Origin of the sequence: Blastomonas sp. CCH9-A1, assembly GCF_001557175.1 — a bacterium.
GTDB classification, from domain to species: domain Bacteria; phylum Pseudomonadota; class Alphaproteobacteria; order Sphingomonadales; family Sphingomonadaceae; genus Blastomonas; species Blastomonas delafieldii_A.
This window is the reverse complement of sequence record NZ_LSHM01000073.1, coordinates 1-15,612: the sequence shown is the minus strand read 5'-3', so window position 1 is coordinate 15,612 and position 15,612 is coordinate 1. Positions and strand designations below refer to the sequence as shown.

The following is a 15,612-nucleotide window of genomic DNA, read 5'->3' as shown; positions in this document are numbered from 1 at the left end:
ACACGCACATGGGCTGGCTCTACATGCACCGCGCAGGGATGGGAGGGCATGAAACGCCCAAAGCCTATCTCGACGATCAGCTGACCTACGAACGGGAGGCCTGCGAAGATGCTCCGTTCCGGGGGTGCCGGGTCCTCAAGAGCGTTTTCACCGGCAGCACCTACTATGCAGCCGTCGAGCGCTACGGTGAAGATCGCGAGAGGCTCTACGTGACGGCGGTTATCTGCCTGGTCCGCTGGAACCCGAAGGCGGCCGATGGCCTGATCTTCGGGTACAAGGACATGGATGAGCAATCCGGCCCCGTCGAGGCGAATTGCCCGCGAAGCATCCTGGAACTGCTCACCGAACGCGGTAAACCGCTCTTGCATGGGAAAAACCGCAATAAAATCAGTGCGAGCGCTCAGCAATGCGCTCGGGAGATCGGTAGCCGTTGATGGCTATGCGGTCCCCAATAATTCGCAGAATTTCGGGACTTTAGGCAGCAGTTCTGATATTCCTGATGGCCATATGGTCCCCGCAGCGAAAAAGCAGGGCAACAGGGCCTTTCTTGACGGCAATTTCGCACGCCGGAATCTGCCGCTGAAGGCGAGCGAATATTGCATCTGGGACACCGAGCTGGCGGGCTTCGGATTGCGGGTTCGCCCGACCGGCAACTATTACTGGTTCGTGCGGCTACGCCATCGCGGCAAGCATCGGCGGATCACGCTTGGAAAGACCACCGACCTCGACGCAGCACTGGCCCGCTCGCAGGCGCGCCGATTGCTTGCCGAGGTGGCGCTGGACGGCTTGCCCAAGCGGGTGGTGGTGCGGTCAACGCCGACCATGAACGATTTCGTAGCGACCTATTTCGAGGACCTGTCGCGCGTCTGGAAAGCCTCTACCGCAAAACGCAACGCCGATGCTTGGCGCGGTGACCTTGCCCCCCACTTCGGTGACATTCTGGTGGCTGACGTCACCAAGGCAGATGTCGTGCGCTGGCGCGATGCTTGCGCAGGCGAACGCGAGGCGCGATACAACCGCGCGATACCCGTGCTGGCAGCGCTTTTGAACTATGCCGAGGCGCTGAAGATGCGCCGCAAGGGCTCCAATCCGTGCCGGGGGATGCCTCGCTACAAGAGGCAAGCGATGGAGCGGTATCTCACCCCCCGCGAATACGCGCGCGTGGGCGCCGAACTGCGCGCGCAAGAAGCCGAATTTCCGGCACAGGTGGCGATCCTACGGCTGCTTCTTTTCACCGGGGCGCGTCGCGGCGAGATCGAGGGGCTGCGATGGGACTGGGTCAAGCCGCCTCGACTGGTTCTGCCTGACAGCAAGACCGGCCCGAAGGTGATCTGGCTGAACAGTCAAGCATTGGCGGTTCTTGAAGGCATTGCTCGTGTGGGGAAGTGCCCATACGTCTTTCCCGATAGGACGGGAACGAAACCGATCAGTCTCGAAAAATGTTGGGAGAATTTCCGGCGCCGCTGCGCCTTGCCCGATGTACGTCTGCATGACCTGCGCCACAGCTTTGCCTCGACCGCGATCATGGACGATGTGCCGCTTGCCACCATCGGGAAGCTGCTGGGCCATGTGCTGCCCGAAACGACCGCAAAATACGCGCATCTGGCCGACGAGATCGTCGCAGATGCGGCAAAGCGCATTTCCGGCTCTCTAGCTAACTCGCTGGGGCTGCACGCATGACCGCGCTGGGGCTCAAGCGGGTCGTCGAGGAGGCGCTGGCGAGGGTCGGCGCTGACATCAATGGGCTTTCGCCGCGGACCAGCGCGACGTTCAACGTCTTCCACTCCGATCCGCGTACCACCGATCCCAGCGATTATCGAATGGACTTGTGCGCGGGAACGGAACGGGTCTTCGATGCGGACGAGCAAGGCGTTGTGTCAGGCACCATTCCTGGCGGCCGCTGCGCCGTCCTGCGGATCGTGGGAAATACCGACAATCTAGAACCCGCAGCACTCTATCTTTACCGCGACTGGCTTCCGGACAGCGGCGAGGAAGCGCGAGACTTCCCACTCTACTGCCAGCGCATCGCGTTCTTCCCCGAGGTGCCTGAGCATGAGGCTGTGGCGGACCTGTTCTTGCCGATCAAATAGTCTCTAGTGGCGGCGGCTTGTCTCGTGATGCATCCGCAAAGCGGACAAGCGGCTGCCCACCCATCAGCAGCCATGAACGAGGCGGATGCACGATCCGGATACCTGCCGGGCAGCTTCAGCGGGTTTCTCGCCGAAAGCCGAATTTCTCAAAGCGACCCCAATTCGGTCGCTGCTAAAGCCTTTCTGCTTTCTGCGCGGAAGCTGGCTGCTATTGACAAATCTGAGCCAAGCACTCGCAAGCTTTGGGTAATTTCATAAAACCTTAGCTAGAAAATTGCGACGGAGGTCCGTAAACGTCGTCCAGGTTGCAAGCAGGAGTCTCGGTCGCATGCGTCGCGTTATCCAAATCACCGCATGCGTCGCCCTGATGATTGTGCCGGCGAGTGCAGCCGACCAGGCAGAGCGCGCAGCCGAGAGTCAGGCGAACTCAGAAGTCCCTGAAATTCTTGTTCTTGCCGAAAAAGCGAAAGGTGTTCGGATCAAATTTAACATCGATGATCGCACTCGGAAAGTCCGTTGCAAGGCTACCAGATCGTCCGGAGATCGACGGTTCGATGAGGCAATGTGCGAACCAGTTAGGCGATGCGCTCGAGTTGAGCCTTTTAATAACGAAACAGTTCAGGCCTGTCTCGTGCGAGCCCGTCAGCAAGTGCTTGAGGAATGGGCTGCGGCCCATCCGTCCAAATGATGGCTGCAGGGCGCTTGATGCACGCATACAATTGAGTAACGAAACCGGCCATTCCGGAATCCACCCGATTGTGTTGAAAAACCCGGCGCTGAGATCGGGGCTTGCGCGAGCCTGATCGCCGTGCGGAGCCTTCGCCCCCGGTTATGCGGGGGCTGGGGTGGCTGGCATCGGGATCAGCTTGGCCATTTTGCGGAGGTTTTGGGCGGTGGCGGCGAGGAGGAACTCGTCTCTTGCGCCGTTTGGACCTCGCAGGCGCAGGCGATCCATTCTGAGAATGCGCTTGAGGTGCGCGAACAGCATTTCGACCTTCTTTCTCTGGCGGCGCGAGACCAGATAGGCGTCGGTCGTGGCGATATCGCGGGCGAGCTCCCGGGCGCCCTCGTGAACTGATCGCAGGATCTTGCGCGCTGGTTGTGTCGGGCAACAGCGCGGTTTGAGAGCGCAGACGTCGCAGTCGAGCTTGCTGGCACGATAGCGCAGCATGCCGTCTTGATCGACTGACTGGCGGGCATTGCTATAGACCCTCTGGCTCTGGCGCAGTCGCTTGCCGGCAAGGCAGATATAGCTGTCGTCCTCGTGATCGAAGGTGAAGGCAGAACGCTCGAAGGTATCGTCGCGGCGGACGGAATGATCGACCACAGGGATGTGCGGCTCGATGCCGCGCTCCTCGACCAGCCAGGACAGGTTCTTGGCATCACCATAGCCGGTGTCGCCCACAAGCCGCTCGGGCCACAGACCAAAGCGCTCCTGCGTCCGGTCGATCATGCGGCGCTGGGCGGTCACCTCTGCCTGGCGGATGGCGGTCGTTGCCTCGACGTCGACGATCACGGCGTTCTGCAGATCGATCAGGTAATTGGTGGCATAGGCGAAGAAGGCGCGCTCGCGGCTTGCCGCAGTCCAGCGTGCGGCCGGATCGGCCACCGCCAACTGCTTGGGCGGCACCGGGGTTGCCCCCCCGAAGGCCGCATCGTCGAGCACAGCCAGATACTCGCGAACGGCATGGCTTGTGGCCGGGTCCGGCAAGGCGTCCGCGCTGCCAACCGCATGTTGACGGTTCACATCGGCGCGCACGAGGCTGCCATCGACCGCGAAGCCTTCACCGCCCACCAGTCCCTCGGCAATGCAGCGGGCCAAGGTCGTCTCGAACAGCTGGCGCAGCAGATCGCTGTCGCGGAAGCGCCCATGCCGGTTCTTGGAGAAGGTCGAATGGTCGGGACATCGCCTTCCAGCCCGAGGCGGCAGAACCAGCGATAGGCGAGGTTTACGTGCACCTCCTCGCACAGCCGCCGCTCGGACCGGATGCCCATGCAATAGCCGATGATCAGCATCCGGATCATCAGCTCAGGATCGACCGAGGGCCGACCGGTCGAGCTGTAGAAGGGGCGCAGATGTTCGCGAATGCCCGACAGATCAACGAACCGATCGATCGAGCGGAGCAGGTGATCCGCCGGCACATGCCGCTCCAGGTTGAAGCTGTAGAACAGCGCCTCCTGCGCCACCGTCCGTTCGCCCATCATACGCCCGTCTCCACTTGCTTGCAGAGACATTGAATCAATACTTTAGCGCCATTGCAAGGGGGAGTTTTTCAACACAATCCACCCAATACCGGCCATGAGCGGAGCCGATTCGTGATCCCGAAAGCGGTCTGTCGGCTTTGCCAGCCTTCGAGAAAATTGCTGCCGTTCAGCAATCGACCCCTTAGCGGTCGAAACTTGACCACGTTCAAGGGTAGCTGCTTGCGCGACAGAGGCTTCGATGGCACGCCTGCCGCTCTTGGTCAGATTTTTGGATCCAAGCTTGCAAGAGCGCTGTCGGTTTTCAGTAACTCAGCAGGGACAAGAATAGCGTCAGCGGAATACTTCTCTGATGGAGGATCATATAGCCTGGGCAGTCGGTTCGAAGAATGATGCAGGTTCTAATTTCATTTTCGGAGGCGATCGATTCGAAAGAATTATAACCCAAGATCATCACGTTCTTACGCTTTCATCTCATGAGCAGTTTCCGAGTTCAGGCAATGCAATGATTGAGGGGTCGGTAGATTTTTTGCGCGCCTCCTATGAATTCGGTAGATGCTTTTATCGGATTCGGCGCAACCGAAAAAGCCTACCGGCTCGCGCCAGAGAATATTGGTACTGCGACCGCTTTAAAACCGCTTTGGAGCAAGCTGAGCCGAATAAGCATCGGTTTGCACCTATAGATCTCCGCCTTGAGGACGGAGTAACACCTTGGCCAGAACGTTACTGGTATTGGTCTTGCGATAATTTTATTAACGCAATTGTCCCTGATATCGGCGATGATGATCCGCGTCGCTCAAAAGATTTTTTTTGGGATACGGATAATGGTTGGCTAGCTGAAAAGAACGGATGGATACCTACGTCCGCACGCCCACTTTTGAGGAATATGCCTGTCCTGAGTGCGTCAGCAATAAAGGATTTTGCGGCATTTCACGAAGCTGGCTTTCGAATGCCCAACCGCAACTACCTCTTTCTTTCAGACGATTTGTTGACACGTTGAGGCGCTCAAATGCGGTCGTCGGCCTCGAGCTTTCCTATGTTACCGAGTCCGAACTTCCAGCGGCTCGCCCATCTACAGATCATAGCCGAAGCATCTGATTGCCCAACGCCAGAATTCGCAGGCATTACGAATTCCAGCGAAGCCGCCATTCGCCTCCCCACCCAGTTGCGGCCATGTGCACCGCCGCTCGGCCACCCCGCAAGCGGCCTTGCGGCTTTGCCCCGCTCGCGGAAAATTCCTGCCGTTCGGGAAACGACCCCATGTCGGTCGTAACGGAACTGGAATGCCAATCCCAGCAGGCGACATTGTGAAGCGGATTCTGATCGTCTAAAAGCCGCACTCGGGGAGCCCACAACTGCGGGGTCAGAACCGACCGGTTTTGACCTTCACAAAGCTGTTGCTCGCAATGTCTTATCACCGTCATATTCGCGCAGGGAGGGATCCAATGCGTTCACCGTTCCGCGTCGACACGAGCTTTCATTCCTCGGCCTCCGAGCCGATAGCCTCCGGGTGGTTGGGCGTCGGAGATGGCCACGAAATCTATTGGGAAGAAAGGGGAGCGTCGGACGGGGCGCCCGTGGTAGTCGTGCACGGCGGGCCGGGAGGGGATATACGCCCCTACTACAAGCGATTGCTCGACCCTGCATCACATCGTGGCATTTTCTTCGAGCAGCGAGGCTGCGGCCGGTCTCGGCCATCTGGCGAGCTGAGCGGGAACAACACCAAAGCGCTGATCCAAGACATGGAAAGGCTGCGCGAGCATCTCGGGATCGAGAAATGGATGCTGCTTGGCGGCTCCTGGGGCTCCGCTTTGTCGCTTGCTTACGCGCAAGCGCACCCCGAGCGGGTCCGTGCACTTGTGGTTAGCGGCGTATTTCTTTGCCGTGAGGAGGATACTCGCTGGTGGTGGCACGGCGCGCGCACCGTATTTCCCGAGGTGTTTGCCGCTCGCGACGAATTTTTGACGCCCGTTGAGCGGGACGACCCGCGGGCGGCTTTCAATGCGAGGATTGCGAGCCTTGATCCGGCAATATCGTCACCGGCGGCTATTATGCTCTCGCATGTGGAGAACCAGATGCTTGATTTGTGGCCGCCTGCACCACCCGAGAGGCCTGACGTGCTAGACGATAGTGCCGCAACAGCCTCCCGCATCCTGAGCTGGTATGATCGGCACGACTTCTTTTTGGAGCGCGATCAGCTTTTGCGGGACGCTGTTCGGTTAGCAGGAATCCCCGGTGCTATCATCGCCGGTCGGGCCGATATGTGCACCCCTCCCAAGGCGGCGTGGGACTTAGCGCAAGCATGGCCCTCTGCGTCGCTCACCATCGTTGCCGCCGCTGGCCACCGGTGGAGTGATGAGCTGCTCGGTGGGGCCATCATTCGAGAGGTTGCCAGGCTCACCGACGAAACGAGTAAAGGCTGAGCACGAGCTTCAGGTCTGAAGCTGCAACGTGCCCTTGTGCATGGTCCTAGGGTCAAAACCAAACTTGTGTGACGTCGCGCGCAAGACAGCTTTGCTGTCAGCTACTTCCGAAAGCGGACCAAGAAGTAACCACCCACACCCGGTCATTCAGGACGACAGGCAGCATGCCCGAAAGCTGCCGTAGACTATCGCTTCCGGCGCAATCTGCCCGCGACACCCTAGCAATGCGGCCTGCCTCTGACCGGCCCATGCTTTCACAAAAATTCGGTCAGCGCCCGCCTGGCGAAGCGCGTTCATGCCGCCAGCAGTAGCTCGATCCGCTCGACTTCCCGCGCGAACTCGAAGCGCAACTGGTCCCGCTCGTCCTCGGGCAACCAATTGGCCATCTGCGGGAAAACCACCTTGTGGTATTTGAACGTCTGCCTGTCCCACGGACATTCGGCCTGTGCGCTACGAGCCTCGGCCAGTATGTCGTGCAACTCACGGCGGACCTCATCGCGATCCGGCTCATACGACGGCGCAGGCACATCGTCGCCGAGGTCGAAGCCCAATTGGGCCGAGCCATCGAACAGATTGCCAGAATCTTCCGCCATTTACTTGTCCAAAGCCGTTGCGGGCACAGCGCGCCCTGTGCCACAGAATATGCACGGGAGGCATCGGGTGACGCAAGCCAAAACCATCGAAAAGGCTGTGGGGGAATTCGGCGCTGCGGCCAAGGCCAAGCTCGCGGGCGGGGACGGTCAGCCGGAGGATCAGCTTCGCGCGCCGCTCGAAACGCTGTTCGCCGATGTTGCGGCAATCCTGCATCCGGCAGTGCAGAACCTTGTACTGACCGGCGAAACATCGCTTGCGGAGATGCGGACCCGGCCGGATTATGCGGTCAAGGTCAAGAACGCCCTCGTTGGCTTCATCGAGGTGAAAGCCCCCGGCAAAGGGGCCGATCCGCGCAAGTGGAAGACCGGCCACGATAAGGAGCAATGGGACAAGCTCAAGGCGCTGCCCAACCTGCTTTACACCGATGGCGACAGCTTTTCGCTGTGGCGTGATGGGACGGTGGTAGGGCAGATCGTCCACCTCGAAGGCGGGATCGAACATGCGGGCGCGAAGCTTGCCGCACCGCCGAGTTTTCTGCCGCTGCTCAGCGATTTCCTCACCTGGAACCCCATTCCGCCCAGAAGCGCGACCGAACTGGCGCGCGTTTCCGCGCGGCTGTGCCGGTTCTTGCGTGATGAGGTTCTGGAACAGCTCGGCGCGTCGGAAAAGAACGCGAGGCTGACCGACCTCAAGGACGACTGGAAGGCGCTGCTCTTCCCCGATGCCGACGATGCCAAGTTCGCCGATGGCTATGCGCAGGCCGTCACCTTCGGTCTGCTCATGGCGAAGTCAAAAGACATGGCGCTGACCGGCGGGCTGGACCATGTCGCGCGCGAACTCGGCAAGGCCAACACGCTGATCGGCACCGCACTGCGGCTGCTGACCGAACAGGACCTCAACCTCGGCCCCGCGCTCGATACGCTGACCCGCGTGCTGGATGAGGTTTCGTGGGCCAAGGTGTCCAAGGGCGATCCCGAGGCCTGGCTCTATTTCTACGAGGATTTCCTCGAGGTCTACGACAACAAGCTCCGCAAGCTGACGGGCAGCTATTACTCCCCGCCCGAAGTCGTGCGCACCATGGTGCGATTGTGCGACGAGGCGCTCAAAAGCCCGCGCTTCGGCATCGCCGATGGCCTCGCTGGCAAGGACGTGCATATCGTCGATCCCGCGACCGGATCGGGCACCTTCCTGCTGGGCCTGATTGAGCGGATCAAGGCCACGATTGCCGCGCGCGATGGCGAGGGCAATGTTGCGGCATCGATGAACGAGATCGCGGGCCGCCTGGTCGGCTTCGAGCTGCAATTCGGTGCCTTCGCCGTGGCACAGCTACGGCTGCTGGCGGAAATGCTTGAGATTGGTGCACACGCCACCCCGCGCCTGTTCGTCACCGACACGTTGGGCGATCCGTTTGCCGATCTCGAAACCGGACAGGGCATCTACCGCGAGATATCGAAATCGCGGACCGAGGCGAACAAGGTCAAGCGGAGCGAACCCATCACCGTCGTCATCGGCAACCCGCCCTACAAGGAGAAGGCCAAAGGCAAGGGTGCGTGGGTCGAGAACGGCAGTCCTGCCAAGCAAAAGCGTGAGGATATTCCGCTCAATTCCTGGCAGCCGCCCAAGGAATGGAAAGTGGGCGCGCACGCGAAACATCTGCGCAACCTCTATGTCTATTTCTGGCGCTGGGCGGCGTGGAAGGTTTTCGAGCAGGGCGCAGGTGACCGCGATGATGATCTGCCCGGTCAGGAAGAGCTTTCCGGGATGGTCTGCTACATCACCGTGGCGGGCTTTTTGAACGGCGATGGGTTCCAGAAAATGCGCGCCGATCTGCGCAGCCAGTGTGACGATATCTGGGTGATCGATTGCACGCCCGAAGGCCATCAGCCGGATGTGCCGACGCGTATTTTTCAGGGCGTGCAGCACCCGGTCTGCATTGTGCTGGCAAGCCGCTCTCGCGAGCCCGGCAAGAACGCTGCGCGGGTGCGATACCGGGCGCTCGCCAAGGGTCGTCGTGAGCAGAAATTCGAGGAGCTGAAAACCATCACGCTGGCGGGCGGTGGGTGGAGTGATTGCCCCTCCGATCCGCGCGCGCCCTTCCTCCCGGAACTGCGAGAAGGGTGGGGCGCATTCGCCCCGCTCGATGCGGTAATTGGCGATTGCGGTTCGGGCGTAATGCCGGGGCGCACATGGATCATCGCCCCGGATGAAGTGTCGCTGAAGCAGCGCTGGAAGCGGCTCGTTGAAGAGCCGAAGGCGGATAAGCGCGCAATGCTTTTCCAGCCCCATATGCGCGACGGCAAACCCGGCGACAGGCATATCGGCAAGTCCGGAAAGGCGCTTTGGTGGCCTCAGCGCGAGGTGCTCACTGCTGTCGAAGATGCACCAAAGCAGGTTGACCACGAGGACCAGAAACTACGGCTTTTGGCGCGTCGCGCTCTCGCTGGGGAGGCTCCGGTTCGATACGGTTTCCGGTCGTTCGACCGGCAGTATATCCTGCCCGATGCGCGGGTTATCAATCAGCCGAATCCGGGCCTCTGGGACAACTACAGCGAGCAGCAGATTCTCCTGACTGCTCCGATGGATCGCACACCCAAGAATGGGCCGGGTTTGTCGGCTGTTGCTGCAATCCCCGATCTGCACCACTACGCTGGACGAGGCGGTCGCGTTTTCGCCCTCTGGAGGAACGCCGCCGCGACCGAATCCAACATCTCCCCCGCCGTCATCGCGCTGCTTTCCAAGGCATTCGGCGCGCCGGTCGATCCGGTTGATATCTTCGCCTATGTCGCGGCGCTGCTTGCCCATCCGGCCTACACCGCCAGCTTCGCCGAAGACCTTGTCCGCCCCGGTCTGCGCGTGCCGCTGACTGCCGATGCGGCGCTGTTCGCTGAAGCCGCAAAGCTGGGCCGCGAGGTGATCCGGCTGCACACCTTCGGGGAACGCTTCGCCACCGAAGATCCACCCCGTCCCCCACGAGTTGGCGAAGGCGGCCCGACCCAGCCCAAGGACGGCGCAATCCCCTCCACGCCCGAGGGTTTTCCCGACACGCTCGAATACGATGCCGCTAAGCGCCGACTGCTCGTCGGCACCGGCTTCATCGACAATGTTCCGCCCGCCGTCTGGGCCTATGAAGTGTCGGGCAAGCAGGTGCTGCGCCAGTGGTTCAGCTACCGCCGCAAGAACCGCGAACGCCCCCTGATCGGCGACAAGCGCCCCCCTTCTCCGCTGGGCGATATCCAGCCCGATCGGTGGCTGCCCGAATACACCAGCGAGCTCATCAACGTGCTCAATGTCCTGGCGCTGCTGGTCGAGCTGGAACCAAAGCAGGCGGACCTTCTGAAGCGTGTCTGCGATGGCCCCCTGATCCCCGCCAGCAAGCTGACGGCGTGAACCCGCCCGTCATGGCTGACTGCGTGTGTTCGGGTCCCGAATCCGGAGGCGAAATCCAGCTCCCGATGCGCGGTAGGGACTTCGCGAAATCAATGCGGCGAGCATACCTGCCAGTGATGGCTATTTGGTCCCCATTCCGGAACAAACCGAGATTCCGGCCACGGCATCACAGCAATCTCACGGCCGCATGGCCCCGCTTTTCCCCACTGGAAGCGCGAAAAATCATGCACTTCCAAAAGCCGCTACAATTTCAGGATCACGGCCAAAGTCCCTCTTGACGAAAGCACACCTCATCCTCGCACCCCTATGCCCTGGACTGGCGGAACCGGTGTTACGCCATGCTGCGTCTCAAGGAGCGAAAGGTCGCTGACGGCGACATCCTGCGGCTTCCCGAACCGCTGCGCTTTACCGACGGCAGCGAACACCGCGAGTTCCGGGTCAGCAAGCGCGGGAACAAGATCGAGCTGCGGACACCCGATGGCTTCGGGGCCTATCGTATCTCCCGGCTTATGGAGCGGCGCTTCGAGATCATTCGTCCCGCCCGAAGGATCAAGACCTTCTTCCCGATAGCCCAGTAGCGAGGGCCTCTTCCATGACTTCTGCCAGCCTCGATCCGCGCCGCCGTGTGCTTTGCGGGCGGGCCAATGCCGAGCGCGTCGCCATCCGGATGAGCGCGAAAACCGGGAAGAGCCACGCTGTGGTCAGAACCGGCAACACGCTCCAGCCCTTCTGTGTCATGCCGACGGGAGAAAACCCACCCGGTGCGATCGAACTGCAAGTTGTCCTCCTGTGACGAACTCGGCGCCAGCCCTATGGCAGCTTGAAAGCCGCGCAGAATGACGCTATGTCACGTCAGAATTCATGGAGCTTTGCAATGGCGATTCAGAACTATGCGGACAATGGCGCGTTTGCTCCGCGCAAAATCGTCGATGCGCTGCGCACCACCAGCGACGAACTGGCGCGCTCGCTGGGTCTCGGCAAGGACGCGATCCAGCGCAAGGACCGGATTGCCTCCGATCGTACCCAGCGCCGCCTTCGGCAGATGGTCGAAGTGCTCAACAAGGTCGAACCGCGGTTCGGTTCAGCCTTGCTGGCCTATGCCTGGTACCGCTCTGAGCCGCTGCCGGGCTTTTCGGGCCAGACTGCAATGCAGCTTGTGCAGAACAACCGGGCCGATGACGTTCTGACCTATATCGACGCCGTCGACGCTGGCATTCACGCCTAGCCTCATGCACTTCACCGGGCTGCTCTACCGCGCCCACAATCCGGTCTGGTCCCGCGAACCCCTCTCAGGGGAGGGGGCGGCCCGGTTTGGCGGACGGTTCAATCGCATCGGGCGCAGCGCGCTCTATACTTCCCTCGCCCCAGAGACCGCGCTGCGCGAGGCCAATCAGGTTGGCACCCTCCAGCCCACCACGCTCGTCGCTTATCAGGCCGATATCGAACCGTTGCTCGATGGCCGCGATGCGGCTGCATTGCGGCCTTTCGGTATCGCACCGGCTGAGCTCGCCGACCCGGCGTGGCGCGATTGGATGCTCTCAGGCAAACCGGTCCCGACGCAAGATCTGGCGGAGGCCGCGATCGCGCAAGGCTATGTGGGCATTGTCGTGCCGAGCTACGCCCGCGGCGCTCCCGCCGACGCTCTCAACCTTGTCCTGTGGCACTGGGAAGGGCGCATCACGCTCGTAGATGACGCCGACCGGCTTGGCCTGCGCAATCCCTGATTCTGCCGGTGAGGCCGGCAAGCTGATGCCTGCCTAGTCCTCGATCCGGCCGCCAAGCGACGGATCGAGATACCACGAGGGTCCCTCGACGAAGTCGGCCGAGCGTGCCGGAACGGGCCCGTCGGGCTCGCTTGCGACATAGGGATTGACCTGCGGTGCAGGCCTCTCGCCGGAGCGAAGGAGCTTCCCCGACATTTCGCAGCGAGGGCGCAGGAGATCGAGCAGCCATTCGAGATCATCCAGCATCTGGACGATGCCGCGCCCCGCCAGCGTGTAGTAGAGACACCGCTGATAATCATCGCACTGGCACGAAAGCACCTGCGTCAGCTTGTTCTTGGCACCGGGTGTGCCCAGGAAAACCCCCTCCAGCGCTTCGTAGAGTTCGCGCGCCGAATAATAGGCATCGAACGCTTCTATCCCGATAGAGGCATTGCTGAGCGAGCGCCGCGTAGGCGTCACCAGCGGGTCAACCGATGCATCGCGTAGCGTCAGATCGAGGTCGAATTGGCCGAGATCGAATACCTTGTTCATAAGACAAAATTCCTCTATGTGACGAACATAGAGTGAACAAAAGGGGCGGTCAAGAGCGTCAGACCATGTGGTTGGTGGCCAAGGACACCACAGGTAGCACCGGGCGCGTCGCCATTGGCGACGGTCTGCGGGCAGCCTTGGTCCGCTGGTACACGGGCCATGGCAACGAGGCCGATCACCGGGCCTGCGTCTCCCTCGTCGTGACAGCGCGCGAGAATCACAAATGGCTCGCCTGCGATTGTCTGGGCGAGGTCACCGCGCCGCCGCTGCTGAGCCCGGCCTACCTGAGCTTTCAGGAAACCTATTACCTGCGGCGGCTGACTTCGAGGCCGATGCATGCGCCGGCGTGTCCATTTTTCCTGCCCCAGGCACCGCCGCGCATCCGCGAGACAGCAAGGGATTCGCTCTACGCGCTCGATGTTCCAGATGGCCTGTTCAACGCGCACCAGAAGGCGCCGGAGAAACTCGCCCAGAAACCGGACCACAGTGAGCCAGACGACCGGTCGCGCGGTGTTGCAATCCCGCGCCTCGGCAAACTGCTGTGGCTGCTGCTTGAGCGGGCGGGTTCCAACGTGCTGCGCGAGCTTCCGCCAGCAGGGCCACGGGAGGGCTCGATCAGCCAGGAGATGCGTTTCCTGCGCCGGGCTGCGCAAGGTCTCGAGATTGCGCCCGGGGTTCCGCTCTCGGCCCATCTCTACACGAACGCCATCGATTACGAAAAGCGGCGGGTTCACGCCCGGCTGCGCGCTGCGGCCGAGAGATGGCCTCATGAATTCGCGCCCCAGGCGTTTCTTCTGCTCGAGGCCAATGCGGTCACTTCCACCGAGATCGTCACCGGTCTCGGCACGATCTCGGTCCGGAACCGCATCCAGCACACCGGGATCATCCGCGCCGAAGTTGAGCCGCCGTTTGTTGTGCTCGCCGTCGTCGGCGAGCACAGCAGGAAGGAGGGCTATGTCGCGCTGCGCGCCTACGCTCAGCCTGTCTTGAGCGGCAACCAGTTCGTGCCGACAGAGCGAGACCACGACCGAGACGTTCTGCGGGCGCTCCAAGACGCGCAGTATATCCTGCGACGCCGGGACATCCGGATGGCGGTGAAGAAGATCCTCTTCGATCTGCCATTTGCGGACGTCTCCGTAAGGCCGGATTTCCTGATCGCCCTTCTCGACGACAACACCGGGCAGGAGTGCCGCTTCGCGCTACAAATCCTCCGGTCGTCCGACGATGATTATCTCGCCCTCAGGGCAATCGAGCGGACTCGTCTTTCGCAGCTTGGACCGGTGGCGGCCCTCGCTCTTGGAGACGTCACGCCCGAGATCGTTGCCCGGACCGCTCTCGGGATCCTGAGCTGAAGAAGAGGGGGAGGGTCTGAGCGAACCTGCAACAGGAGAGTTCGCTCATGCCATGTTTTGCCCCATCACCGCGTCCCTCCACTTCCATCTGGGGCGCCGTCCAGCAGGCCGATCAGCTGGCCCCCGGCATATGGTCAGTTATGACCGCCAGCCACGGCGGTATCATTCTGTCCGATCAGAGACAGGCCGCCATGCCAGCGGCGCTACGGATCGAAGGCGGGGCCTACGAAGAAGATTGCGATTGGGGGCTCCCGATCCTTGCCTTCACCAGCGAGCTTGAAGGGCAGGGCTCCTGCTCTGCGGGCTTCCTGCAGCTTGCCCGCGATACTACCCGATGTTGGCACCCGGACCGCTTCAGCGCCTTCACCGGCGAGGCCATAGAGGAGAATTCCTCTGCGATCCTGCGGACGCGCAAGGCCTATATGGCCGCGATCGGCGAATTCTGCGTGACCAGCGCCTGGGGCGATTGGGCCGAGTGGGTGCCGGACGGCAAAGTCGGCGTGATTGCCCGGCAAGTCGAGCGCGTCGATCACCTTGGCCGCCCAACCTATGGCGAGGCCGAGGTCTGCGCGCTCATCGCCAAGGACCTCTACGCCGCGCGCGGCGAGGTTAAGGCGCTGCGTGATACGGCGCACGACATCATCCCGATTCCTGAAGCCCTGCGACCCAAGCGCGTTGGCTGAAGAGCAGGCCAAGGCAGCCGGGCTCCGGCCAGGCATCAATCCGCTGTTCTGAAGGGAAGGGGGAGGGGAAGGGCGAAACAGTGCGATGAAGGACCCCTTGTCATGAACCCGACAGTTATTCGACCCAGCGTCAGCCCGAAGACGATCACCAAAGTCACGCGCCTCTTCAATGGCACCATCGGCGATATCCTCGGCGAGCTCCTCCAGAACAGTCGCCGCGCGGGCGCTTCCCGGATCGATATCGCCTGCTGCGCGGATCAGGACGCAGCGCGCCTGACCCTTGTCGATGATGGAACCGGAGTCGCCCATCCGCAGACCATGATTGCGCTGGGGGATTCGGGCTGGAGCCAGCACATCCATGAGGCCGAAGACCCGGCAGGCATGGGTGTCTTCAGCCTGGCGGGCAAGGAAACCCGGATCAGCTCGCGTCATACCGATGCCGACATCGGATGGTCGGTCCATGTCCCAGCGGATGGCTGGACCGGTGCGCAGGACATTGCCGTGCAGCCCCTTGCTCGCCCCGTCGGGACGACAATCAGCTTCCTGATGCCCGGCGTGAGCGAGCAGACCACCGAGCGGATTCTGCGCGAGGTCGCGAAGTTCTACCCGCTGCCGGTGTTCTTCAA

At 61.6% G+C, this 15,612-nt stretch carries 13 protein-coding genes and 3 pseudogenes; 13 read left to right on the top strand and 3 right to left on the bottom strand.

Translation table 11 applies throughout. From position 1 onward, the window contains the following. Nucleotides 1–8 precede the first annotated feature (8 nt). The 3 genes from AX725_RS19535 to AX725_RS19525 are packed head-to-tail and all read left to right on the top strand — an operon-like array spanning nucleotide 9 to nucleotide 2,090. A complete protein-coding gene (locus AX725_RS19535; protein ID WP_066115054.1) occupies nucleotides 9–434 on the top strand; it encodes a hypothetical protein in 426 nt (141 codons plus the stop codon). Further along, on the top strand, nucleotides 367–1,680 hold the full coding sequence (locus AX725_RS19530) for a tyrosine-type recombinase/integrase (protein WP_231733317.1): 1,314 nt from the start codon (nucleotides 367–369) through the stop codon (nucleotides 1,678–1,680). Before AX725_RS19535 ends, AX725_RS19530 begins: the two co-directional genes overlap by 68 nt. Next, nucleotides 1,677–2,090, top strand: a complete 414-nt coding sequence (locus AX725_RS19525; RefSeq protein WP_082737529.1) for an AraC family transcriptional regulator — start codon at nucleotides 1,677–1,679, stop codon at nucleotides 2,088–2,090. Before AX725_RS19530 ends, AX725_RS19525 begins: the two co-directional genes overlap by 4 nt. Before the next feature lie 829 nt (nucleotides 2,091–2,919). On the opposite strand, the pseudogene AX725_RS19515 reads toward AX725_RS19525, so the two are convergent. Next, nucleotides 2,920–4,295: pseudogene (locus AX725_RS19515) on the bottom strand (transposase). 349 nt (nucleotides 4,296–4,644) lie between these two features. Here AX725_RS19515 and AX725_RS21070 point away from each other — a divergent pair. Both AX725_RS21070 and AX725_RS19510 read left to right on the top strand, forming a co-directional pair. Then, nucleotides 4,645–5,292, top strand: a complete 648-nt coding sequence (locus AX725_RS21070) for a hypothetical protein (protein ID WP_156442091.1) — start codon at nucleotides 4,645–4,647, stop codon at nucleotides 5,290–5,292. Nucleotides 5,293–5,737: 445 nt separating this feature from the next. After that, nucleotides 5,738–6,715 (top strand): alpha/beta fold hydrolase, encoded by a 978-nt coding sequence (locus AX725_RS19510; protein WP_060977092.1) that lies wholly within the window; start codon nucleotides 5,738–5,740, stop codon nucleotides 6,713–6,715. 293 nt (nucleotides 6,716–7,008) lie between these two features. On the opposite strand, the gene AX725_RS19505 is transcribed toward AX725_RS19510, so the two are convergent. Next, nucleotides 7,009–7,308 carry a hypothetical protein gene (locus AX725_RS19505; protein ID WP_060977093.1) on the bottom strand — a complete coding sequence of 100 codons (300 nt, stop codon included), beginning with the start codon at nucleotides 7,306–7,308 and terminating at the stop codon, nucleotides 7,009–7,011. A 67-nt stretch (nucleotides 7,309–7,375) separates the two neighbouring features. On the opposite strand from AX725_RS19505, the gene AX725_RS19500 reads away from it, so the two are divergent. The 5 genes and pseudogenes from AX725_RS19500 to AX725_RS19480 all read left to right on the top strand — a co-directional run bounded on the left by AX725_RS19500 (nucleotide 7,376) and on the right by AX725_RS19480 (nucleotide 12,420). Beyond that, on the top strand, nucleotides 7,376–10,696 hold the full coding sequence (locus AX725_RS19500) for a type ISP restriction/modification enzyme (protein ID WP_196490782.1): 3,321 nt from the start codon (nucleotides 7,376–7,378) through the stop codon (nucleotides 10,694–10,696). Nucleotides 10,697–11,004: 308 nt separating this feature from the next. Beyond that, a pseudogene (locus tag AX725_RS19495) lies at nucleotides 11,005–11,274 on the top strand (DUF6927 domain-containing protein); the annotation flags it as partial. A gap of 14 nt (nucleotides 11,275–11,288) precedes the next feature. Beyond that, nucleotides 11,289–11,489: a hypothetical protein gene (locus AX725_RS19490; RefSeq protein ID WP_066046179.1), complete on the top strand. Its 201-nt coding sequence runs from the start codon at nucleotides 11,289–11,291 to the stop codon at nucleotides 11,487–11,489. 81 nt (nucleotides 11,490–11,570) lie between these two features. Next, nucleotides 11,571–11,921 (top strand): antitoxin Xre/MbcA/ParS toxin-binding domain-containing protein, encoded by a 351-nt coding sequence (locus AX725_RS19485; RefSeq protein WP_022675518.1) that lies wholly within the window; start codon nucleotides 11,571–11,573, stop codon nucleotides 11,919–11,921. Nucleotides 11,922–11,925: 4 nt separating this feature from the next. Next, nucleotides 11,926–12,420: an RES family NAD+ phosphorylase gene (locus AX725_RS19480; protein ID WP_060979744.1), complete on the top strand. Its 495-nt coding sequence runs from the start codon at nucleotides 11,926–11,928 to the stop codon at nucleotides 12,418–12,420. A 33-nt stretch (nucleotides 12,421–12,453) separates the two neighbouring features. Here the strand turns inward: AX725_RS19480 and AX725_RS19475 are convergent, their stop codons facing one another. Then, entirely contained in the window at nucleotides 12,454–12,951 is a 498-nt protein-coding gene (locus AX725_RS19475) for a hypothetical protein (protein WP_060979745.1), read from the bottom strand. A gap of 65 nt (nucleotides 12,952–13,016) precedes the next feature. On the opposite strand from AX725_RS19475, the gene AX725_RS19470 reads away from it, so the two are divergent. The 3 genes and pseudogenes from AX725_RS19470 to AX725_RS19460 all read left to right on the top strand — a co-directional run. Continuing rightward, complete coding sequence (locus tag AX725_RS19470) at nucleotides 13,017–14,303, top strand: DUF8535 domain-containing protein (RefSeq protein ID WP_066117753.1); 1,287 nt, start codon at nucleotides 13,017–13,019, stop codon at nucleotides 14,301–14,303. Between the two features lie 47 nt (nucleotides 14,304–14,350). Then, nucleotides 14,351–14,986: a DUF7007 domain-containing protein gene (locus tag AX725_RS19465; protein ID WP_435653460.1), complete on the top strand. Its 636-nt coding sequence runs from the start codon at nucleotides 14,351–14,353 to the stop codon at nucleotides 14,984–14,986. 102 nt (nucleotides 14,987–15,088) lie between these two features. Beyond that, nucleotides 15,089–15,612: pseudogene (locus AX725_RS19460) on the top strand (ATP-binding protein); the annotation flags it as partial.